This window comes from Burkholderia pseudomultivorans (assembly GCF_001718415.1).
GTDB classification, from domain to species: Bacteria; Pseudomonadota; Gammaproteobacteria; order Burkholderiales; family Burkholderiaceae; genus Burkholderia; species Burkholderia pseudomultivorans_A.
Map to the genome: position 1 here is coordinate 2,779,598 of NZ_CP013378.1, position 22,255 is coordinate 2,801,852.

Below are 22,255 nucleotides of genomic sequence, written 5' to 3' on the forward strand. Positions count from 1 at the left end.
GACGTCCTCACAGCCGCTGCGTATCCCGATAAGCCTGCGTCAGCGTCAGGGTCGTCGCGCATCGCCCCCCGGATGCCGGTTTACTTTTGTATATAATAATCATTCTCATTTACAAAACCGCTCGCACCCGAGCGCCCGGAACCCGGCCATGTCTGCTGACAAGCTGTCCCTCCATCGAGAAATCGACGTTCTGTACGCCGGCCATCATGCGTGGCTGCGCGGCTGGCTGAGCCGCAAGCTCGGCTGCGCGCATCGCGCGGCCGATCTCGCGCACGACACGTTCATGCGGCTGCTCGCGCGCGACGAGCCGATCGCCGCCGACGAGCCGCGCGCGTTCCTGACCACGGTCGCGCAGCGCGTGCTGTTCAACCACTGGCGGCGCGAGCAGCTCGAACGCGCGTATCTCGATGCGCTTGCCCAGCGTGCCGAAGCGGTTGCGCCGTCGCCGGAGGAGCGGGCCGTGCTGCTCGAGACGCTGCTCGAGATCGACCGGCTGCTCGACGGCCTGCCGGTCGCCGCGAAGCGCGCGTTCCTGCTCGCACAGCTCGACGGGCTCACGCAGGCCGAGATCGCGCGCGAACTCGGCGTGTCGCTCGCGACGGTCAAGCGTCATCTGGTGAAGGCCGGCGCGCAGTGTTTCTTCGCGATGGCGGCCTGAGCGATGGCGATCCCGGCAGCACCGACGGTGGCGCCGCAGGTCGCGCGCCGCGCGGTCGAATGGTGGGTCGACCTGCAGGCCGGCCGCACGGACGCCGCGTTCGCGGCTGCGCTCGCGCGCTGGCGCGCGGAAGACCCCGCGCACGACGCCGCGTGGCGCCATATCGAAACGATGCAGGGCCGCTTCGGCCAGCTCGCGACCGGCCTCGACACGCAGGCCGCGCGCGCCGCGCTGCTGCCGCCGCGTTCGGGCCGCCGTCGCGTCGCGGTGAAGACGCTGGCCGTGCTGCTGTTCGCGGGCGGCGCCGTGTGGATGGCCGATCCCGCGCGTCGCTGGGCGATCCTGCAGGCCGACCTGCGCACCGCGGTCGGCGAGCGGCGCACGGTGACGCTCGCGGATCGCACGGTCGTCGTGCTCGACACCGATACCGCGCTCGACGTGCGCTTCGACGCGGCCGCGCGCCGCCTGCGCCTGCTGCGCGGCACGATCATGGTGACGAGCGGTCACGACGACCGTGCGCCCGCACGGCCGCTGGTGGTCGCGACCGAGCAGGGCGAGCTGCGGCCGCTCGGCACGCGCTTCGCGGTGCGGCAACGCGACGGCGCGACGCGCGTCGAGGTGTTCGCGGGCGCGGTGCGCGTGCAGCCGGCGAATGCGGCGGCCGGCGCGCGCGTGGTTTCGGCGGGCGACGGCGCCGATTTCACGCGCGACGCGATCGGTGCGTCGGCGCCGCTCGACGCGTATGCATCCGCGTGGACGACCGGGATGCTGGTCGCGTCGCGCATGCGCGTGGCCGATCTCGTCGCCGAACTCGACCGCTACCGCCGCGGCCGCCTGCGCTGCGATCCCGCCGTCGCCGAGCTGCGCGTCTCGGGCACCTATCCGCTCGACGATCCCGAGCGTGTGCTCGACACGCTGAAGGCGACCCTGCCGATCGACGTCGAGTACGTGACGCGCTACTGGGCGACGGTCGTGCCGGCGCATTCGTGATCCCGCAGAAATTTTTTTCGCCGACCTGAGCTGTTTTCCGATGTTCGCGTGACATGGGTAGTGAAAGCAGCACTCGCCCATCGTCCAACGACACCCGATCATGGTTTCCATCCGTCTTGCCTATCGGCGCCGTCCGGCGCCCGCCCGGCTGTTGCCGCGCACCTCGCGCGCCGCGGCCGTCGCCTCGAATCGCTTCGCCCGCCGGCTGGCCGGCGCGGTGCTGGTATCGGCGCTGCTGCCGTTGCCCGCGCTGGCCGATACCGACGCCGACGCGTCGCCCGCCGCGCAGCGCGCGCCGCGTCGCAGTTTCGACATCCCGGCCGGCCCGCTCGAAGGGGCGCTCAACCGCTTCGGACGCGACGCGGGCATTCTGCTCGCGTTCCCGGCCGAGCTGACGGCCGGCCTGACGAGCGGCGGCGTGCACGGCCGGTTCGACGTCGACGGTGCGCTCGATCGGCTGCTGGCCGGCACGGGGCTCTTCGCGCTGCGACAGCCGGGCGGCGGCTACACGCTGATGCGCGCGAACGGTTCGGCCGCGCCGTCTGCGGCGACCGATGCGGACGGCGGGACCGAACTGCCGGCGATCGCCGTGCGCAGCACCACGCTGCGCGCGGAAAGCTACCGGCCGCCGAAGGAAGCGGGCGTGTTGCGCGCGGAGACGCCGCTGCTCGACACCGCGCAGGCCGTCGCCATCGTGCCCGCACAGGTGCTGCGCGACCAGCGCCCGCGCAATCTCGACGATGCGCTCGGCAACGTCAGCGGCATCACGCAGGGCAACACGCTCGCGGGCACGCAGGACACGATCATGAAGCGCGGCTTCGGCGACAACCGCGACGGCTCGATCATGCACAACGGGATGCCGGTCGTGCAGGGGCGCTCGTTCAACGCGGCGACCGACAGCGTCGAGGTGCTGAAGGGACCGACGGCGCTGCTGTACGGGCTGATGGACCCGGGCGGCGTCGTCAACGTCGTCAGCAAGCAGCCGCAGCTCACGCGCTACAACGCGGTTTCGCTCGGCGCGTCGACATTCGGGCACGGCAAGAACGGCGGCAGCGCGACGTTCGATTCGACCGGCCCGATCGGCGATTCGCGGCTCGCGTACCGGCTGATCGTCGACCAGTCGAACGAGCAGTACTGGCGCAATTTCGGCGAATACCGGCAGACCTTCGTCGCGCCGTCGCTCGCATGGTACGGGCGCGACACGCAAGTCGTGGTGTCGTACGAGTACCGGAAATTCCACTCGCCGTTCGACCGCGGCACCGCGCTCGACCCGCGCACCAACGCGCCGCTCGACATTCCGGCGCGGCGGCGCATCGACGAGCCGTTCAACAACATGGACGGCGAATCGCATCTCGCGCAGCTGAGCGTCGATCACCAGTTCGACGCGGACTGGAGCGCGCATTTCGGCTACAGCTACAACCGCGAGACCTACGATGCGAACCAGCTGCGCACGACCGGCGTCGATCCGGTGACGGGCACGCTGTCGCGCAGCAACGACGCGACGCACGGCTCGCTGAGCACCGACAGCTACGGGATCGGCTACGTGAACGGCAAGCTGACGCTCGCGGGGATGCGGCACGACGTGCAGGTCGGCTTCGACACCGAGTACCGCCGCATCTATCGCAAGGACATGTTGCGGCAGGCCGTCAAGACGCCGTTCAGCTATGTCGATCCGGTATACGGGCTGCTGCCGCCGTCGAGTACGGTGTCCGCGAGCGACAGCGACCAGACCGACACGCTGCACGACGCGTCCGCGTTCGTGCAGGACACGATTCACCTGACCGACAAGTGGATCGTCTCGGGCGGCGTGCGCTACATCACCTACAACCAGGTCGCGGGGCGCGGCCGGCCGTTCAAGGCGAACACCGACCTGAGCGGCTCGAAGTGGCTGCCGCGCGCGGGCGTCGTCTACAAGTGGACCGACACGTTCTCGCTGTACGGCAGCTATTCGCAGTCGCTGAAGCCGTCGTCGTCGATCGCGCCGATGGCGTCCGGCTACGTGATCGACGCCGCGACGCCGCCCGAGCAGGCGACCGCGTGGGAGGTGGGCGGCAAGCTCGACCTGCCGGGCGGCATCACGGGCTCGCTCGCGCTGTTCAACATCGACAAGAAGAACGTGCTCGTGTCGCAGTACAACGACGCGACGAAGCTGACCGACTGGCGCACGTCGGGCAAGGCGCGCTCGCGCGGGATCGAGCTCGACGTGTCGGGCAAGCTCGGCGAGCGCGTGAACGTGATCGCGAGCTATGCGTACATCGATGCGAAGACCGTCGAGGATCCGCTCTACGCGGGCAACCGGCTGTGGAACGTCGCGCGTCATACGGCGTCGCTCGCGGCCGTCTACGACGTCGGCCCGCTCGCGGGCGGCGACGACCTGCGCATCGGCGCGGCCACGCGCTACGTCGGCGCGCGGCCCGGCGATTCGGCGAACAGCTTCACGCTGCCGTCGTACGTGCTCGCCGACGCGTTCGCGACCTACGACACGCGGATCGGCAAGCAGAAGCTGTCGTTCCAGTTGAACGTGAAGAACCTGTTCAACCGCACGTACTACCCGTCGAGCGCGAACCGCTATTTCGTCGCGATCGGCGATGCACGGCAGGTGTCGCTGCTCACCACGCTGCAGTTCTGATCACACCTTCGGAGAACATACCGATGAACCGGAAGCCGAACACCGGCGGCGCGCGCCGCCGCACGTTGCGCGTAATCGCCGGCGCCGCGCTGGCGCTGGCCGCGGGCCCGGGCGTCGGCGCGCGCGCCGTCGCGGCCGATGCGCCGGCCGCCGTCACGCGCGTCGCGATGCTCGTGCAGTTGCGTGGCCCCAACCTGAAGGTCGACGAACAGGTCGTGCGGCATCTCGGCGAGCGCGGCTACGCGGTGCGCCTGATCGACGAGAACGCGACGCCCGATGCGGCGCGCGACGCCGACCTGGTCGTGATCTCGTCGACCGTATCGTCGAAGAACGTGCGGCCCGGCTGGCGCACGCTCGACAAGCCGCTCGTCACGTGGGAGAACGACCTGCTCGACGACCTCGCGATGACGGGCAAGCGGCACGACGTCGATTTCGGCGAAACCGGCAAGGAGCGCTATCTGTGGCTGGTCAACGCGCCGCATCCGGTCGCGGCCGGGCTGCCGGCCGGCGTGACCGACGTGTACGGCAGGCAGGCGCCGATGAGCTGGGGCAAGCCCGGGCTCGGCGCGACGACGATCGCGACCGTGTACGGGCAGCCCGACAAGGCCGCGATCTTCGCGTACGAGAAGGGCGCGACGATGGATTACGAAGCGCTCGCGCCCGCGCGCCGCGTGATGTTCTTCCTCGACAACGACACGTTCGTCAACCTGTCGCCGGCCGGGCTCGCGCTGTTCGACGCAGCGATCGACTGGGCGGCGGGGCGTCGCTGATCCGCGTGCGGCGCGTCAGTCGCCGCGCGCGGCGAACACGTCCCTGAACACCGGCATCGCCGAGAATACGCTCGGCCAGCCGGCATGGAACGCGAGTTGCGTGAGCGCCTCGGAAGCCTGTTCGCGCGTGAGGCCGTTGTCCATCGCGCGGTTCAGGTGATACGGAATCTGCGCGGTCTGGCCGTTCGCGACGAGCGCGCTGACGGTCACGAGGCTGCGCTCGCGCGGTGCGAGGCCGGCGCGCAGCCACAGGTCGCGGAACAGCAGCGCGCTCGTGTAGTGCAGCACGCCGGGGGCGACGGTGCCGAAGTGTTGCTCGACGGCGGCGGCGCGTTGCGCTTCGGCCGCTGCGTCGAGCGGCAGCGGCAGCTCCGGCTCCGGATCGAGCTGCGCCGGATCGATGCCGCGTGCGTCGAACACCGGCTTCGCGGCGACCACCGCCGCCATCGCGTTGCCCCATCCCGCATAGAACGCGAGGTGCGTGACGATCTCGGCGATCTCGCGCGGCGTGACGCCGTGATCGAGCGCGAGATTCAGCTGCCGCGGCAGCTCGACCGTCTGGTTGCGCGCGATCAGCGCGGACACCGTGACGATGCTGCGATCGCGCGGCGACAGGCCGGCGCGCTGCCACAGGTCGTGCATCAGCGGGCCGCTCGCGTAATGCGCGAGCGCGGGCGCGACGGCGCCCAACTCGGCGAGCGAGGGCGGGTTGGCGGCAGCGGCGGGGCGGGACGTGACGGGCGGTGTATTCATCGATGTGCAGGCTGACAGCAGCAGGGAAAGCGGCAGGATGGCCGCGGCGATCGGTTTCATGCGCGGCTCCGGTTCGTCGGGGTGGGCGCGCGACGCGCGATGCGAGCCACGATTGTCGGCCGAAGCGCCGCGCCGATCGATCCCCGCGATTCGCATACGCTTATGAAGCGCATTCATGAATGACCGCGCCGCGCCCTGTCCGCCACGCCGGCGACGATTGAATGCGAGAATGCGCAGCGTCGCCGCGCGCATCGGGCGCCGGCACGCCTCGCATCGCTCTCGAAGGAATCCGCATGGACAGTCACATCGCGCCGGTGGCGCTGGAAAAAGCCTACCGCCTGCTCAACCATGGCCCGACCGTGCTCGTGTCGGCCCGTCACGACGGCGTCGACAACGTGATGGCCGCCGCCTGGGCGTGCGCGCTGGATTTCATGCCGCCGAAGCTGACCGTCGTGCTCGACAAGTCCGCGAAGACGCGCGAGCTCGTCGAGCGCAGCGGCCGGTTCGTGATCCAGGTGCCGACCGCCGCGCAGCTGCGGCTCACGCACGCGGTCGGCACCCACAGCCTCGCCGAGCGGCCGGCCAAGCTGCGCGACGCGGGCGTCGAGCTGTTCGACGTCGCGGGCCACGACCTGCCGTTCGTCGCCGGCTGTTCCGGCTGGCTCGCATGCCGGCTGATCCCGGAGCCGCACAACCAGCAGGCCTACGACCTGTTCATCGGCGAAGTGGTCGGCGCATGGTCCGATACGCGCGTGTTTCGCGACGGTCACTGGTATTTCGAGTCGGCCGATCCCGCGCTGCGCAGCCTGCACTACATCGCGGGCGGCAACTTCTATGCGATCGGCGAGTCGCTGACGGTCGACACGGGCAAGCCGGACGCGCAATGAACGGCGGGAACGGCCGCGCGGCGAACGCATCACGCGGCGCGCCGCCGGCCGCGCCGCTCACGTGCGCCGCAATTGCGACAGCATCGATTCGATGAACGCTTGCGCGACGCGCGGCAGCGTGCGGCCGCGCTTGCAGACGAGCGCGATCGGCCGCACGAAGGCGTCGTCGTCGATCGGCTTTGCGACCAGCTCCGGCTCCGCGCGCACCTCGCGCGCCGTCGCGGGCAGGATCGTCACGCCGAGGCCGCCGCGCACCATTGCGACGGCCGTCATCATGTAGGTCGGCTCGCACGCGATGTCGGGCGCGCAGCCGGCCGCATCCAGCGCCGCATCGACGACGCTGCGCACGCTCGTGCCGCGCGCAGTCAGTACGAGCGGCACGCCGGCGAGGTCGGCGGTCGCCACGCGGCGCTTGCGCGCGAGCGGATGATCCCGCGGGCACACGGCCACGAGCCGGTCGGCGCCCGTATACAGCACCTCCAGCGACGGATCGAACGCATCGCCGCCGGTCAGCCCGAGATCGGCTTCCTCGTTGCGCACCAGCGCGGTGACGAGACTCGCGACGCCGTCGCGGATCTCGAAGCGCGCGCGCGGCACGTCGCGCCGGAACGACTGGATCAGCTCGGGCAGCACGCTCGACGCGAAGGTCGGCAGGCAGGCGAGCCGCACCGTGCCGCTCGCGCCTTCGCCAAGCGCGCGTGCATCGCGCAGCACGCGCTCCATGTCGTCGAGCGAGCGCTGCAGCAGCGGCAGCAGTTCGCGTCCGGTCTGCGTGAGCGCGACGCTGCGGCTGTTGCGGTCGAACAGCCGCGCGCCGACGATTTCCTCGAGCCGCCGGATCTGCACGGTCAGCGCGGGCTGCGACAGGTGCAGGCGCGCGGCCGCGCGCGTGAAGTTGCCGGCCTGCGCGACGGTGACGAACGCGCGAATGTCGCGAAGATTCAGATCCATAACGGTTCGTGATTGCTGCGATCAAATCATTTCAATTGTGCTATCGCTGCGCCGACCTTACGCTCGTCTCCAACAAAAGACAAGGTAGGAGACACCGATGCTGCCGTTACTCGGGCTTGCCACGATCGTCGTGCTGCTCGCCGCGATCCTGTCGAAGCGCATGTCGCCGCTGGTCGCGCTGATCGTCGTGCCGATCGCCGCGTCGCTGCTCGGCGGGTTCGGGCTGCAGACCAGCAAGTTCGTCGTCGACGGGCTGAAGGGGCTCGCGCCCGTCGTCGCGATGTTCGTGTTCGCGATCCTCTATTTCGGCACGATCACCGATGCCGGCACGCTCGACCCGATCATCGACCGCATCCTGCGCGCGGTCGGTACGCGGCCGACGCGGATCGTGACGGGCACGACGCTGCTCGCGCTGCTGATCCATCTCGACGGCTCGGGCGCCGTCTGCTTCCTGGTGACGATTCCGGCCGTGCTGCCGCTCTACGACCGGCTGAACATGGACCGGCGCGTGCTCGCCGCGGCCGTGTCGATGGCCGCCGGCATCAACTTCCTGCCGTGGACGGGGCCGATGATTCGTGCGTCCGCCTCGCTGCACCTGCCGGTGTCGGCGCTGTTCAACCCGCTGATTCCGGTGCAGGCGATCGGCCTTGCGTTCGTGTTCGGCGTCGCGTACTGGCTCGGCCGGCGCGAGGAGAAGCGGCTCGGGCTCGCGCACGGCGACGCGTCGATTCCGCTGCCGAAGCGCGAACTGACGCCCGACGAGCAGGCGCTGCGCCGGCCGCACCTGTTCTGGTTCAACCTCGTGCTGACGCTCGTCGTGCTCGGCACGATGGTCGTGATGGGCGAGAAGATTCCGCCGGCGATCATGTTCATGGTCGGGCTGTGCATCGCGCTGATGGTCAACTACCCCGACGTCGACATGCAGAGAAAGCGCATCGACGCGCATGCGCGCGCGGCGCTGATGATGGCCGGCATCCTGCTCGCGGCCGGCGTGTTTACCGGCATCATGCAGGGCAGCGGCATGCTGAAGGCGATGGCGCAGGCGGCGGTCGGCTTCGTGCCGCCGTCGATGGCCGGCCACATTCCGGTCGCGCTCGGCATCGCGTCGATGCCGCTCAGCCTGCTGTTCGATCCCGACTCGTTCTATTTCGGCGTGCTGCCGGTGATCGCGGAGGTGGCCGGCCAGTTCGGCGTGCCGGCCCTGCACGTCGGGCAGGCGGCGCTGCTCGGCCAGATGACGACGGGCTTCCCGGTCAGCCCGCTGACGCCCGCGACGTTCCTCGTCGTCGGCCTGTGCGGGATCGAGCTGGCCGAGCACCAGAAATTCACGTTCCCGCTGCTGTTCGGCGCATCGATCGTGATGACGATCGCCTGCGTCGCGCTGGGCATCTTTTGATCCGCATGGATCGCAATCGTTGACGAATGACGGGGCACACATGACCGCAACCCAACCCGCACGGCGCGTGCGCATCGGCGCGGGCGCCGGCTACTCGGGCGACCGCATCGAGCCCGCGGTCGAGCTGGCCGAGCACGGGCAGCTCGACTATCTCGTGTTCGAATGCCTGGCCGAGCGCACGATCGCGATCGCGCAGCAGGCGCGGCGCAAGGATCCGGCGCTCGGCTACGATCCGCTGCTCGACGCGCGGATGCGCGCGGTGCTGCCGGTTGCCGTACCGAAGGGCGTGCGCATCGTGTCGAACATGGGCGCGGCCAACCCGCGCGCGGCCGCGCGGCGCACCGCGCAGATCGCGCGCGCGCTCGGCTTCGCGTCGCTGAAGGTCGCGGCAGTCGAGGGCGACGACGTGCTCGACGTCGTGCTGCGCGGCGCGTTCCGTTTCGAGGAGTCGGGCGACGAAGTCGCCTCGTATCGCGACCGCATCGTGGCCGCGAACGCGTATCTCGGCGCCGCGCCGCTCGTCGATGCGCTGGCGGCCGGCGCGGACGTCGTGCTGACCGGCCGCGTCGCCGATCCGTCGCTGTTCGCGGCGCCGCTGATCCACGCGTTCGGCTGGCGCATGGACGACTGGGACAGGCTCGGGCAGGCGACGCTGGTCGGCCATCTGCTCGAATGCGCGGGGCAGGTGACGGGCGGCTATTTCGCCGATCCCGGATACAAGGACGTGCCGGATCTCGCGCGGCTCGGGTTTCCGATCGGCGAGGTCGAGGCCGACGGCGCGGTCGTGATCACCAAGGTGCCGCACGCGGGCGGCCGCGTCAGCGCGGCGACCTGCAAGGAGCAGCTGCTGTACGAGATCCACGATCCGGGCCGCTATCTGCAGCCCGACGTGGTCGCCGATTTCACGCAGGCGGCCGTCGTGGAGGAGGCGCCGGACCGCGTGCGCGTGACGGGCGGGCGCGGCGCCGCGCGGCCCGATACGCTGAAGGCGTCGGTCGCGTATCTCGACGGGCATATCGGCGAAGGGCAGATTTCGTACGGCGGCCCCGGTGCGCTCGCGCGTGCGCGGCTCGCGCTCGAGATCGTGCGCGAGCGGCTTGCGTTGACGCGGGTCGCCGCGACCGAATTGCGCTTCGACCTGATCGGCGTCGATTCGCTGTATGGCGAGACCGCATCGGCAGCGCGCGGCGAGCCGGCCGAGGTGCGCGTGCGGGTGGCCGGCCGCGCGGCGAGCGCCGACGAGGCGGCGCGCATCGGCAACGAGGTCGAGACGCTGTATACCAACGGGCCGGCCGGCGGCGGCGGCGCGTTCAAGTCGACCCGCGAGGTGATCGCGGTGCAGTCGGTGCTGTTGCCGCGCGATGCGGTGCAGCCGTCGTTTTCTTTCGTGGAGGCGTGATGAAGCTGCGTGAACTCGCGCATGCGCGCACGGGCGACAAGGGCAATACGCTGAACGTGTCGGTGATCTGCCGCGATCCGCGCCACTACGCGCACCTGCGCACGCACCTGGGCGCCGATACGGTGAAGGCATGGCTCGCCGGCATCGTGCACGGCGACGTCGTGCGGTACGAGCTGCCGGCGCTCGGCGCGTTCAACTTCGTGCTGCGCGATGCGCTCGGCGGCGGCGTCACGCGCTCGCTCGCGCTCGACGCGCACGGCAAGTCGGTCAGCTCGGCGCTGCTCGCGATCGATGTGCCGGACCCCGCGTAGGGGTCCGGTGCCGCCCGGCCGCGGCGGCCGCCGTCACGGAATCAGCAGCTCGCGGCGGCCGTCCGGGTGCTCGATGCGTTCGCCGTGCACGCGCAGCCGCTGGTCCTTGCGGTAGTCGTACACCGCGCGCGCCGCGGCAAGCTGGTCGAAGTCGAGTTCGACCGCATGGCGGGATTCGACCGCGCCGGTTTCGAACAGCAGGTTGCCGAACGGATCGACCGCGAGGCTGCCGCCCGCGAACACGACGTCGTGCGTGCTCTCGCCGACGCGGTTCGCGACGACCGCGAACACCTGGTTTTCCATCGCGCGCGCCGACACCGACGTGCGGTGCACGTAGCGGTAGGGCTCCATGTTGCCGTCGGTGACGAGGATCAGTTGCGCCCCGAGTTCGGCGAGCGCGCGGCCGCTTTCCGGAAACTCGCTGTCGTAGCAGATCAGCAGGCCGATCCGCACGCCGCGCCATTCGACGGTCGCGTAGCGGTCGCCGGGCAGCACGACGCCGTGCTCGGTGACCCACAGGTGGGTCTTGCGGTAGCGCAGCGCGATGCCGTCCGGCGTGACGAATACGGTCGTGTTGTAGAAGCGGCCGCCGTCGTTCTCGATCAGGCCGACCACCACCGCGACGTTGCGTTCGCGTGCGGCCGCCGCGACGGCCGTGACGCTCGGGCCGTCGAGCGGTTCAGCGCATTCGGCGAGATTGGACGGATCGAGAAAGCCGGTGAGCTGCGCCTCCGGGAACATCACGATATCGGTGCCGGGCGCACAGGCCGCGATCGCGTCCAGCGTGCGTTGCAGGTTGTAGCGCGTGTCGCCGTCGCGACCCGCGAGCTGGACGATGTCGAGCTTCAGTTTCATGGGCGTTCCCTCGGTAGACAGCCGCCAGTATGCGCCGATCGGTCCGTTTTCCCATCCCGCCGACGCGTTAACCCGTCGGGGGTATTGATTTCGCCGGGCGCTGGCTGAGGGGGGCTCGTTTGCGCGGTGCACGAGCGCCCATGCACTTCGCGCCGACCCGCCTGTCACGCATCGGTCTGCGCCTTCAGGAACAGCGAAAACAGCTCCGACTGCGAGTTGATGTCGAGCTTGCCGTAGATGTTGCGCCGGTGCACCTTGACCGTTTCCGCCGAAATCGCCAGCTTGTTCGCGACTTCCTTGTTCGAGCGGCCGCTCAGGATCAGCCGGATCACGTCGAGTTCGCGCGCGGTGAGCGGCGTGCCGAGCCGCGCCATCGCCTGCTCGAAGCGGTCCGTTCCGCCGGGCCGTTTCGGCGGCGCCGGTTCGTCCGGCGCGCGCTCGAACGCGAGCCGCTGGCGCATCAGCGCGGCCACCCACGGCCGCATGAGGTCGAGCAGCGCGACCGCCTCGGGGCCGAAGCGCCGCTTGCTGCCGAGCGACAGGCACAGCGTGCGCACGTCGTCGAGCACGACGTTGTACTGCACTTCGTCCTCGACGACGTTGTGCGTGAAGTAGAGCGTGTAGTACTCGGTATCGCGAAAGCACTCGGGCGCGACGTCGGACAGCCGGAACAGCCCGCTTTTCGGCGCGTCGCGATTGGCGATGTAGAACGGGTCGAGCAGGTACAGGCCCTGCACGTAGTCGCGAAACAGCGGGTCGGGGCCGCCGCCTTCGTACGGGCATTCGGCGAACACGCGCGGGCGGCCGTCGCCGAACATCAGCGCGACCCAGCTGTCGACCGCGACGTATTCCTCGATCAGCCGGACCAGCGCCAGCCAGAAGCCGGGCTGGTCGAGCGACTCGATGAGCCGTCCGACCGACCGGTGCCATGCGACGTCCTGCAAGCTCAGGTTCATGAAGGTGTCCGTGTCGGGCCGGATCCGGCGCGCGCTTGCGGCGCCGCGCGGTGCGTGTACGCTACGGGGCGCGGGCGTGTGCCCGCGCATCGACCGGATCCGGCGATGAAGAACGAGATCGTAACGCCGGGCGGGCCGGATGGCGAGGCCGCATGATCAGCCGGACGGCGTGCGCTTCGTCAGGCGGTTCCGAATACCCAAGACCCGACATGCACTTCGACGCCCTGAAAAACCGCTTCCGCCGATTCGCGGCGCCGCTCTGCGTGCTCGGCGCATGTCGCGATGCGAGACGCGCAGCTTCGCGATCGCGCCGGACACAGCGGGCGGCGACGACGTCTATCCGCTGACGGTGATCGAAACGGGCACGCGCGGCGAGCGCGACATACACGCGCGTTACACGGTGAGGTTCGACGCGGCGCGCGGGCGCTACGTCGTGCCGAAGGCATTGCGCGAAGGCTATTGAACCGCGCGCCGGCCGACGCGCGGCGACGCGTCACACGTACAGATAGCGGACCAGGTGGAAGAACACCGGCGCGGCGAAGCAGATCGAGTCGACGCGGTCGAGCATCCCGCCGTGGCCCGCGATCATCGAGCCCCAGTCCTTCGTGCCGAGCGAGCGCTTGACGGCCGACAGCACGAGCCCGCCGACGAAGCCCGCGATCACGATCGCGAGCGAGATGCCGAACGCGGCGCCGAAGCTGAACGGCGTCACGCGATAGAGCGACGCGCCGCACAGCGTCGCGAGCAGGCCGCCGCCGATGAAGCCCTCGACCGTCTTCGACGGCGACAGCCGCGGCGCGATCTTGCGCCGCCCGAACAGCTTGCCGACGACGTACTGAAGCACGTCGCTGATCTGCACGACGAGCAGGAAGAAGAACAGCAGCAGCGCGTTCTGCCCGGTGTAGTGCGGGATGTCGAGGATCAGCAGGGCCGGCGCATGGCTCAGCCCGTACACGCACACCATCAGCGCCCAGTTGATCTTCGCGTTGCGGCTCAGGAAGTCGCGCGTGTCCTGCGTGAGCGCCGACACGAGCGACATCGCGAAGAACAGGTGCACCGGCACGAAGATCGAGTACATCCCGTACCAGTTGATCCCGAGCAGCAGGTATTGCACGGGAATCGCGATGAAGAACGCGATGAACAGCGTCGTGTGATCGCTCGCGGTGGTCGGCGTCAGCGTGATGAATTCGCGCAGCGTCAGATACGACAGCACCGCGAACACGAGATAGGTGACGTGGTTGCCGAGGCCGATCGCGATCACCATGATCGCGATCATGGCCCACCACGCGCGGATGCGCTGGTTCAGGTTGACGATCGTCGCGCTGGTGCCGCCGCTGCGCGCGCCGAGGATCGCGCCGATCACGGTCGCGACGACGAGCACGCCCGTCACGCCCGCGACCAGTTCCCAGAAGAGAGTTCGCATAGGGATATCCGGAGAGTAGAGAGGCGCGCCGCACTCAGCCCGCGGGCCGCTGCGGCGCGAGCGCGACGATCGCGTCGCGCATCCGCGCGAGGAAGCTCGCCTTTTCCTCGTGGTCGCCCAACTGTTCGTTCGCGCCGAAATGCACCTTGCAGATCAGCGGCACGGGCCAGATCGCGCCCTTCGGCATGATGCGCTGCAGGTTTTCGAGATAGACGGGTGCGAGCGCAACGTCGGGAAACTCGGTCGCGAGATGGAACAGCCCGCTCTTGAACGGCTGCGGCAGCGCCTCGGCGCCGCGCGTGCCTTCGGGAAAGATGATGATCGAGTGGCCCTGGCGCAGCGCGTCGCGCACCGGGTCGAGCGGATCGCCGCCCGACTCGCGGTGGCGGTCGATCAGCACGACGTTCAACAGCTTCTGCGCGATGTGCCGCTTCAGGTCGCCGCTGTCCCAGTAGTCGCGCGCGGCCACCGGCCGCACGACCGCGCGCACGTCGCGCGGCAGCGCCGCGAGGATCGCGAGCGTGTCGATATGGCTCGTATGGTTCGAGAAATAGATTTTCTGCGTCGGCGAGGGCGGCGCCTGATGCCAGACCGGGTACGCACCCGCGACGAGACGCACGATCGACAACAGGAAGTCGCGCTGCCAGACGTTCAGGATGTTCATCGGCGGCGCGCCTCCAGCTTGCATGCCCGGCCCGCCGCGCGGACGCGGCGGACGGGATCCCGGTATGCCGGCGTCGCAGGATGCGCGCCGGACGGCCCATGTTTAAGTTTTTTCAAATTCGTGGCTGCCTGTCGCAAGTCCGCGATAATCGGACGGGTCGTCGGCGCACGCGATTGCGTGCGCGGCGAACTCGCCGGTCGGCGGCGGGGTGGTCGGCTGTTGCACGCGCGCCCGTTTGCAGTTCGAATAGATTGCGCTGCGCTCGGGCCAGCGGATTATCGCGAGTTTCCGCGAAAAATGCCAGATTGCCGGCGCCGGTCGTGTGCTTGACGCATCGGGGCCGCTCGGCGACGATTACGTCCGTCCAATGAAGGTTGCCGATGGCCGTTTCGCCGCGCGGGGCATCGCGGCGGTTAATGCGTCCGGACGTGACGTGCGAATAAAACGATGAGCCTCTACGCACTCAAACCCAAATTCCAGAACCGTCTGCGGCCGTTCGCGGACACCCTTGCCGAACGCGGCGTGACCGCCAACCAGGTCACGCTGTTCGCGGCCGGCGGCTCGATCGTCGTCGGCGCGCTCGCGGGGCTCGGCGTCTTCGCCCGCGTGCTGTTCCTGCTGATTCCGCTCTGGCTGTTCGCACGGATGGCGCTCAACGCGATCGACGGGATGCTCGCGCGCGAGCACGGGCAGAAGAGCACGCTCGGCGCCTATCTGAACGAACTCGGCGACATCGTGTCCGACGTCGCGCTGGTGCTGCCGTTTCTCGCGATTCCGGCGTTCGCTCCGGCGGACGTCTGGCTGTTCGCGCTGACGGCCGTGATCGTCGAATGCGCGGGGCTGATCGGCCCGCTGGTCGGCGCGAGCCGCCGCTACGACGGCCCGTTCGGCAAGAGCGACCGCGCGCTGGCGCTCGGCGCGTTCGCGCTGTGGATCGGCCTCGGTCTGCCGGTCGGCAGCATCGCCGCGTGGCTGTGGCGACTGCTGATCGTGCTGTCGATCGTGACCGTGGTGCGGCGCGTGCAGGCCGGCATCGCCGAGCAGGGCGGCTGAAGCAGGATGCGCCGGAGGGCGGCGCAACATGATTCGAATAACGAAACGAGAGAGATCCAATGAGCACACGCATTGCGCGCGAGGCGGAGTTCGCCACGCATGACGGCGAATCGCTGTTCTATCGTCACTGGCCCGCCACGGGCGCACGCTGCCGCGGCGCGGTCGTGCTGCTGCATCGCGGCCACGAGCATTCGGCGCGCGTCGCGCACCTCGTCGACGAACTCGACCTGCCCGAATTCGCGTTCTTCGCATGGGACGCGCGCGGCCACGGCCGTTCGCCCGGCGCGCGCGGCTACAGCCCCAGTGCGGCCGCATCGGTGCGCGACCTGCAGACCTTCGTCGAGCATATCCGCGACACGCACGGCATCGCGATCGAAGACATCGCGGTGATCGGCCAGAGCGTCGGCGCGGTGCTCGCGGCGACCTGGGCGCACGACTACGCGCCGCCGATCCGCTGCCTCGTCCTCGCGTCGCCGGCATTCCACATCAAGCTGTACGTGCCGTTCGCGCGGCCGGGCCTGCGGCTGATGCACAAGCTGCGCGGGCTGTTCTACGTGAACAGCTACGTGAAGCCGAAATTCCTCACGCACGATCCCGAACGGATCGCGAGCTATGCGGCCGATCCGCTGATCACGCGGCCGATCGCCGTCAACATGCTGCTCGACCTGCACGACACCGCGCAGCGCATCGTCGCCGACGCGGCCGCGATCACGGTGCCGACGCAGCTGCTGATCTCGGGCGCCGACTGGGTCGTGCATCGCGGCCCGCAGGACCGCTTCTTCGAGCGGCTCGGGTCGGCGCGCAAGGAGCGCATCGTGCTGCCGGGCTTCTATCACGACACGCTCGGCGAACGCGATCGCGCGCAGGCGCTCGCGCCGCTGCGCGCGTTCGTGCTGCGCGAATTCGATGCGCCGAGCCCGCGCGTGTCGCTCGCCGACGCCGACCGGCGCGGCGCGTTCCACGACGAATACGCGGCGCTCGGCAAGCCGCCCGCGAATCCGTTCGCACGCGCGTACTGGGCGATCACGCGCGCGGGCCTGAAGGCGGGCGGCGCGCTGTCGGACGGCATCGCGCTCGGGCTGCGGCTCGGCTTCGATTCGGGCTCGACGCTCGACTACGTGTATCGCAACCAGGCGCAAGGGCGCTTCGGCATCGGCCGGCTGATCGACCGCACATATCTCGATTCGCCGGGCTGGGTCGGCATCCGCCAGCGCAAGATCCATCTGCAGGAGCTGATCGGCGCGGCGATCGGCCGGCTGCGCGGCCACGGCGAACCGGTGCGGATCGTCGACATCGCCGCCGGGCACGGCCGTTACGTGCTCGACGCGATCGCGTCGGCGGCCGAGCGCGACGGCGCGGCGCCCGACGACATCACGCTGCGCGACTACAGCCCGCCGAACGTCGAGGCCGGGCGCGTGCTGATCGCGCAGCGCGGCCTCGAGCCGATCGCGCGCTTCGAGCGCGGCGACGCGTTCGACGAGGCGTCGCTCGCGGCGCTCGCGCCGCGCCCGACGCTTGCGATCGTGTCGGGCCTGTACGAGCTGTTCGGCGAAAACGCGCTGATCGAGCGTTCGCTGCGCGGGCTCGCGCAATCGGTGCCGCCGGGCGGCTATCTCGTCTATACGGGGCAGCCATGGCATCCGCAGCTCGAATTCATCGCGCGGGCGCTGAACAATCATCGCGGCGACGCGACCTGGGTGATGCGCCGCCGCTCGCAGGCCGAGATGGACGAGCTGGTCGCGCGCGCGGGCTTTCGCAAGCTCGACCAGCGGATCGACGAGATGGGCATCTTCACGGTGAGCCTCGCGCAGCGGGTCGACGCGTCATGAGCGAACTCGGCAGCGACGCGCGCGGGCTGGCCGCACCCGCGTCCGAGGCGTCGCTCGCGCTGCGCATCGGCTGGCTCGCGGCGATGGGCGCCGTGTTCTTCTCCACCTACGGGTTCGCGAACTGGCTCGCCGCGCGTCGCGCGGCGGTGCCGACCTTCGCGTTCGGCTGGGAGCATGCGATTCCGTTCGTGCCGTGGACGATCGTCCCGTACTGGTCGATCGACCTGCTGTATGCGCTGTCGTTCCTGTTCTGGACGCGCCGCGACGATCTGCTCGATCACGTGAAGCGGCTGCTGACCGTGCAGCTGGTGTCGGTCGCGTGCTTCATCGCGTGGCCGCTGCGCTTCGGCTTCGAGCGGCCCGAGGCGGGCGGCGTCGCCGGCGCGCTGTTCACGCTGCTGATGGGCTTCGACAAGCCGTACAACCAGGCGCCGTCGCTGCACATCGGGCTGCTCGTCGTGCTGTGGGCCGTCTATGCGCAGCATCTGCGCGGCACGCTCGCGCGCATGGTGCTGCATCTGTGGTTCGCGGCGATCGGCGTGTCGGTGCTGACGACCTATCAGCATCATGCGATCGACGTGCCGACCGGCGCGGCCGTCGGCTGCCTCGCGCTGTTCCTGTTTCCGCTGCGCGATGCGGCCGGCCGCCTGCCGGACGCCGGCGCGGCGCCGGGCGCGGCCGGCCGCCGGCTCGCGCGTCGCTATGCGGCCGCCGCCGCGCTGGTCGCGCTCGGCGCGCTGTATTGCGTGCCGCGCGCGCCCGGCTGGGCGCTCCTCGCCGGCTGGGTCGCGCTGGCGCTCGGCTGCGTTGCATGGATCTACTGGCGCGGCGCGCCCGGCGCGTTCCAGAAGGACGCGCAGGGGCGCTTCCCGGTGCCGGTCCGTTGGCTGCTCGCGCCGACGATCGCCGGCGCGTTCGTCAATTCGCGCGTATGGACGTTCCGCCAGCCGGCGCCGGTGCGGATCGACGAACGCATGTCGATCGGCCGCACGCCGACGACGCGCGAGCTGCGACGCCACGGCTTCACGGCGCTCGTCGACCTGACGGCCGAGATGCCGCGCTGGGCGGCGGCCGATGCGTCGCTCGCCTATGCGGCCGTGCCGCAGCTCGACCTGGTCGCGCCGAGCGCCGCGCAGTTCGCGCGGGCGGTCGCGGCGCTCGAGCGGCTGCACGCCGAGGGCCGCGACGTGCTGGTCTGCTGCGCGCTCGGCTACGGGCGCAGCGTGCTGTGCGCGGCCGCGTGGCTCGCGGCGCGGCGCGGGCTTGCCGATGCGCGCGACGCACTCGCTGCAGTGCGCGCGGTGCGGCCGCATGCGGTGTGGTCGGACGACGGCGTGGCCGTGCTGCAGGACTGGATCGATCGCCGCGCGACGGGGCGCGTCTGATGCGCGACCCGTCCGCCCCGTTCCGGATCGCCGCGGCGCGCGGCGCGCTCGATGCGGGCGCGTGGGCGATCGCGGCCGCGCTGGCCGCGGCCGGCGCAGGCTGGTGGATCGCGGCCGGCTGGGCGCCGGCGACGATCGCGCGCGTGCTGCTGGCGGTCGTCAGCACGGGGGCGGGGATTGCCGCGCTCTGGTACGCGGTGCGCATCGAGATCGACCGGCGGCTGTTCGCCGCGCTCGCGCGTGCGGTAGCGGGCGACGCGTCGACCGACGACGGGCTTGCCGCGCTCGATCGCGCGCTGACCGAGCTCGGCTGGATCGACGCAGGCAAGGCCGGCCGCGCGCTCGATGCGCGCGTGCGCGGCGCGGTCGGGCTGTGCCGGGCGGCCGTGCTGGTCGCGATCGTGCAGTGGCTCGTGGTCGGGATCGCGATCGCGGTGCCGCAGATCGGCTGACGCGACCGTACCGGCTGCGCTTGCCGCCGACGGCGGCGGCGTTCACGTCGCGCGTGCGGGCGGCGTCTGCCCGGCTTCGCGGGTCAGGACAAACGGCGCCGCGATTTGATCCAGGTCACTTTTTCGCGAAGAAAGCACGCCCGGCGTCGCGGCATTGCGGTAGCATACGCGCCGCCCACGCGGCAGCGCGTGTCGGGCGGCCCGCAACGGGTCGCCGCCGGCCGGTCGGCGATCGGGCCCGGCCGGCAGCCGTGCCGTAATTCTTGCCATTCTTTTCTCCTGCGCAGCAGTTTCGACCGGATTGGGTTTTCTTCGCTTCGACAGAGCGAATCGGGGCACGCTTTGTCCTATTTTTGAGATAGTGTGACGAATAGGCGCACGCCGGTGCCAGGCGCGCGCCGGATGACGAACCGGCGGCGACAGACACAAGAATCTGTCGCGTCGTTTCGATAAACGGGTTCAGGCCACTGATGAGGGGTAGCAGAGGGGATGTGCACGCACAGGCATAGCTGCTTTGCGCGCGTCGATGCCGACGCGATCGATCACCGGACGAACCGAACCGAACGGAGCCGCGCATGAGGCCGGCTCCTTCGCGATTCGTCCTGCTGGCTGCGGCGGCCGGCGCATTTCATGTCGGCGGCTTGGCGGCGGCCACGCCGCCGGTCGTGCCCGCGGCGGCGTCCGGCGCTGCCGCGGCGCCCGCGAGCGAGCCCGCGGCGGTTCCGGCGGCAGCGCCCGCGGCAAGCAGCGCGCCGCTCGCCGGCCGGCCGGCCGTGACCGTGCACCAGCCGTTCGCGTCGCTCGGCGCGTTCGACCCGCTGCGCCTGCGCGGCGCCGACGACGTGCGCACCATCAACGCGGGCGTGCGGCTCGACCGCGTGGTGACGGGCGCGCGGCTGCGGTTGACCTATGCGTATTCGCCGGCGCTGGTGTTTCCGATGTCGCACCTGAAGGTGTCGGTGAACGGCGAGGTCGTCGCGACCGTCCCGTTCGACGCCGCGCATGCGGGCCGCGCCGTCACGCAGGACATTCCGATCGATCCGCGCTATTTCTCGGACTTCAACCAGATCGGGCTGCGGCTGATTGCGCACTACACGCTCGACCATTGCGAGGATCCGGCGAATTCGGCGCTGTGGGCCGACGTGAGCCCGACCAGCGAGCTGATCCTCGACGAGGCGCCGGTGCGCCTGCCGAACGATCTCGCGCTGCTGCCCGCACCGTTCTTCGACCGGCGCGACAACGGCCTCGTGCGGCTGCCGTTCGTGCTGCCCGCCTCGCCCGATTCGGCGACGCTGCGCAGCGCGGGCGTGCTCGCGTCGTGGTTCGGCGCGCTGGCCGACTACCGGCATGCGCGCTTCCCCGTCTCGACGGCGCTGCCGTCCGACGACCAGGCGGTGGTGATCGGCACGGTCGCGACGCTGCCGGCGGCGCTCGCGCTGCCGACCGTCGGCGGCCCGACGCTCGCGATCGTCGACAATCCGGCCGCGCCGGGCCGCAAGCTGCTCGTCGTCACGGGACGCACCGCCGCCGAGGTCGACGATGCGGTCGCGACCCTCGTGCTCGGCCGCGCGGCGCTGTCGGGCCCGACGGCGACCGTGGCGCACGTCGATCCCGGCGCGCCGCGCAAGCCGTACGATGCGCCGCGCTGGCTGCCGGTCAACCGGCCGATCGCGTTCCGCGAACTCGTGTCGGATCCGCGCGAGCTGGAAGTGCGAGGCACGACGCCCGACGCGATCCGGCTGAACCTGCGCGTGCCGGCCGATCTCCATTCGTGGAACGGCGCGGGCGTGCCGATCACGCTGCGCTACCGCTACACGGCGCCGACCGTGCAGGACAACTCGACGCTCGCGGTCGAGATCAACGACCAGCTGGTCAAGTCGTACCGGCTCGCGCCGGCCCGCGCCGAGGACGCGCGCGGCCGCCTGCAGCTGCCGCTGCTGTCGGTGCCGGAAGGGCGCGTGACGAGCGACGTCGACATTCCCGCGTTTCGCGTCGGCAGCGGCAACCAGCTGCAGTTCCGCTTCACGCTCGATTCGCAGAAGACGGGCCTGTGCTCGAGCACCGCGAACGAGCCGCAGCGCGCGGCGATCGATCCCGATTCGACGATCGATTTCTCGCACTTCGTCCATTACGCACAGCTGCCGAACCTCGCGTTCTTCGCGAACAGCGGCTTCCCGTTCACGCGTTTCGCGGACCTGTCGCAGACGGCCGTCGTGATGCCCGACCGGCCGTCGCCGCAGGAACTCGAGGCCTACCTGACGATGCTCGGCCACATGGGCGAGTGGACTGGCTTCCCGGCGCTGCGCGTGCAGGTCGTGCGGGCCGGCGAGGTCGCCGCGCTGGCGGGCGGCAAGGACCTGCTCGTGATCGACGGCGCATCGTCGTCGCCGCTGCTCGCGCACTGGCGCGCCGCGCTGCCGCTCGCGATCGGCGAGCCGGGCGGCGCCGGCGCGGCGCGCGTCGCGTTCTCGGTGAAGGAGCGCTGGCGCAACGGCGTCGGCGTGGCCGACGGCGGCGCGAATATCGAGCAGACCGGTCCGCTCGCGGCACTGGCCGGCTTCGAGCTGCCGGCCAGCCACGGTCGCAGCGTGGTCGCGCTGACGGCGACCGAGCCGTCGCGCCTGGGCGACCTGCTCGACGTGTTCCAGAAGCCGGGCCTCGTCTCGCAGCTGCAGGGCGATCTCGCGCTGGTGCGGCCGGGCACGGTCGACAGCCTGCGCGTCGGCGAGCCGTACGTGGTCGGCTTCGTGCCGTGGTATGCGCGCGTGTGGACGCATGCGGCGCGGCATCCGGTCGTGCTCGGCGCGGTCGGCGTGGTCGCCGGCCTGCTGCTCGCGCTCGGCGTGTTCAGCGTGCTGCAGCGGATCGCCGCGCGTCGACGGGGGATGTGATCG

The 22,255-nt window shown here is 70.4% G+C and carries 20 protein-coding genes and 1 pseudogene; 14 read left to right on the top strand and 7 right to left on the bottom strand.

Features of this window, described 5'->3' with window-relative positions:
- Positions 1-148: 148 nt before the first annotated feature.
- The 4 genes from WS57_RS25140 (at position 149) to WS57_RS25155 (ending at position 5,047) form a co-directional block, all read left to right on the top strand.
- On the top strand, positions 149-658 hold the full coding sequence (locus tag WS57_RS25140; protein WP_059518382.1) for a sigma-70 family RNA polymerase sigma factor: 510 nt from the start codon (positions 149-151) through the stop codon (positions 656-658).
- A gap of 3 nt (positions 659-661) precedes the next feature.
- Complete coding sequence (locus WS57_RS25145) at positions 662-1,648, top strand: FecR domain-containing protein (RefSeq protein WP_059518380.1); 987 nt, start codon at positions 662-664, stop codon at positions 1,646-1,648.
- Between the two features lie 100 nt (positions 1,649-1,748).
- The gene (locus WS57_RS25150; RefSeq protein WP_069244977.1) at positions 1,749-4,277 is read left to right on the top strand and encodes a TonB-dependent siderophore receptor; all 2,529 of its coding nucleotides are present in this window, start codon (positions 1,749-1,751) and stop codon (positions 4,275-4,277) included.
- Between the two features lie 23 nt (positions 4,278-4,300).
- Positions 4,301-5,047: a hypothetical protein gene (locus WS57_RS25155; protein ID WP_059600919.1), complete on the top strand. Its 747-nt coding sequence runs from the start codon at positions 4,301-4,303 to the stop codon at positions 5,045-5,047.
- A gap of 15 nt (positions 5,048-5,062) precedes the next feature.
- On the opposite strand, the gene WS57_RS25160 is transcribed toward WS57_RS25155, so the two are convergent.
- A complete protein-coding gene (locus WS57_RS25160; RefSeq protein ID WP_069245481.1) occupies positions 5,063-5,860 on the bottom strand; it encodes a carboxymuconolactone decarboxylase family protein in 798 nt (265 codons plus the stop codon).
- A gap of 233 nt (positions 5,861-6,093) precedes the next feature.
- On the opposite strand from WS57_RS25160, the gene WS57_RS25165 reads away from it, so the two are divergent.
- A complete protein-coding gene (locus tag WS57_RS25165; protein WP_040127164.1) occupies positions 6,094-6,687 on the top strand; it encodes a flavin reductase family protein in 594 nt (197 codons plus the stop codon).
- Positions 6,688-6,744: 57 nt separating this feature from the next.
- On the opposite strand, the gene WS57_RS25170 is transcribed toward WS57_RS25165, so the two are convergent.
- Positions 6,745-7,638 (bottom strand): LysR family transcriptional regulator, encoded by an 894-nt coding sequence (locus tag WS57_RS25170; protein WP_069244978.1) that lies wholly within the window; start codon positions 7,636-7,638, stop codon positions 6,745-6,747.
- A 97-nt stretch (positions 7,639-7,735) separates the two neighbouring features.
- On the opposite strand from WS57_RS25170, the gene WS57_RS25175 reads away from it, so the two are divergent.
- The 3 genes from WS57_RS25175 to WS57_RS25185 are packed head-to-tail and all read left to right on the top strand — an operon-like array spanning position 7,736 to position 10,744.
- Positions 7,736-9,034: a CitMHS family transporter gene (locus WS57_RS25175; protein WP_009691636.1), complete on the top strand. Its 1,299-nt coding sequence runs from the start codon at positions 7,736-7,738 to the stop codon at positions 9,032-9,034.
- A 40-nt stretch (positions 9,035-9,074) separates the two neighbouring features.
- Positions 9,075-10,433 carry an acyclic terpene utilization AtuA family protein gene (locus WS57_RS25180; protein ID WP_069244979.1) on the top strand — a complete coding sequence of 453 codons (1,359 nt, stop codon included), beginning with the start codon at positions 9,075-9,077 and terminating at the stop codon, positions 10,431-10,433.
- Complete coding sequence (locus tag WS57_RS25185; RefSeq protein WP_009691634.1) at positions 10,433-10,744, top strand: hypothetical protein; 312 nt, start codon at positions 10,433-10,435, stop codon at positions 10,742-10,744. The genes WS57_RS25180 and WS57_RS25185 overlap by 1 nt, the downstream gene beginning before the upstream one ends.
- 33 nt (positions 10,745-10,777) lie before the next feature.
- Here WS57_RS25185 and WS57_RS25190 read toward each other — a convergent pair whose 3' ends face one another.
- On the bottom strand, positions 10,778-11,599 hold the full coding sequence (locus WS57_RS25190) for a carbon-nitrogen hydrolase family protein (protein ID WP_069244980.1): 822 nt from the start codon (positions 11,597-11,599) through the stop codon (positions 10,778-10,780).
- Positions 11,600-11,763: 164 nt separating this feature from the next.
- Positions 11,764-12,555: a response regulator transcription factor gene (locus tag WS57_RS25195; protein ID WP_059600914.1), complete on the bottom strand. Its 792-nt coding sequence runs from the start codon at positions 12,553-12,555 to the stop codon at positions 11,764-11,766.
- Between the two features lie 265 nt (positions 12,556-12,820).
- Between WS57_RS25195 and WS57_RS25200 the strand changes: the two are divergent.
- Positions 12,821-13,018, top strand: a pseudogene (locus WS57_RS25200) (topoisomerase IV); the annotation flags it as partial.
- Positions 13,019-13,048: 30 nt separating this feature from the next.
- On the opposite strand, the gene WS57_RS25205 reads toward WS57_RS25200, so the two are convergent.
- Positions 13,049-13,978, bottom strand: coding sequence for a phosphatidate cytidylyltransferase (locus tag WS57_RS25205; protein ID WP_009691631.1), 930 nt, complete (start codon positions 13,976-13,978; stop codon positions 13,049-13,051).
- A 34-nt stretch (positions 13,979-14,012) separates the two neighbouring features.
- Positions 14,013-14,642 (bottom strand): lysophospholipid acyltransferase family protein, encoded by a 630-nt coding sequence (locus WS57_RS25210; protein ID WP_040127171.1) that lies wholly within the window; start codon positions 14,640-14,642, stop codon positions 14,013-14,015.
- 447 nt (positions 14,643-15,089) lie between these two features.
- On the opposite strand from WS57_RS25210, the gene WS57_RS25215 reads away from it, so the two are divergent.
- Genes WS57_RS25215 through WS57_RS25230 form a run of 4 tightly spaced genes read left to right on the top strand, consistent with a single transcriptional unit; the run spans position 15,090 to position 19,361 of the window.
- On the top strand, positions 15,090-15,695 hold the full coding sequence (locus WS57_RS25215) for a CDP-alcohol phosphatidyltransferase family protein (RefSeq protein WP_009691629.1): 606 nt from the start codon (positions 15,090-15,092) through the stop codon (positions 15,693-15,695).
- A gap of 59 nt (positions 15,696-15,754) precedes the next feature.
- Entirely contained in the window at positions 15,755-17,524 is a 1,770-nt protein-coding gene (locus WS57_RS25220; protein WP_040127173.1) for a bifunctional alpha/beta hydrolase/class I SAM-dependent methyltransferase, read from the top strand.
- Positions 17,521-18,909, top strand: a complete 1,389-nt coding sequence (locus WS57_RS25225) for a phosphatase PAP2/dual specificity phosphatase family protein (protein WP_059518366.1) — start codon at positions 17,521-17,523, stop codon at positions 18,907-18,909. Before WS57_RS25220 ends, WS57_RS25225 begins: the two co-directional genes overlap by 4 nt.
- The gene (locus WS57_RS25230) at positions 18,909-19,361 is read left to right on the top strand and encodes a hypothetical protein (RefSeq protein WP_059518364.1); all 453 of its coding nucleotides are present in this window, start codon (positions 18,909-18,911) and stop codon (positions 19,359-19,361) included. The genes WS57_RS25225 and WS57_RS25230 overlap by 1 nt, the downstream gene beginning before the upstream one ends.
- Before the next feature lie 42 nt (positions 19,362-19,403).
- Here the strand turns inward: WS57_RS25230 and WS57_RS37265 are convergent, their stop codons facing one another.
- Entirely contained in the window at positions 19,404-19,631 is a 228-nt protein-coding gene (locus tag WS57_RS37265; protein ID WP_155741242.1) for a hypothetical protein, read from the bottom strand.
- 305 nt (positions 19,632-19,936) lie between these two features.
- Here WS57_RS37265 and bcsB point away from each other — a divergent pair, with 305 nt between their 5' ends.
- Complete coding sequence (gene bcsB, locus WS57_RS25235; protein WP_059518362.1) at positions 19,937-22,252, top strand: cellulose biosynthesis cyclic di-GMP-binding regulatory protein BcsB; 2,316 nt, start codon at positions 19,937-19,939, stop codon at positions 22,250-22,252.
- Positions 22,253-22,255 lie beyond the last annotated feature (3 nt).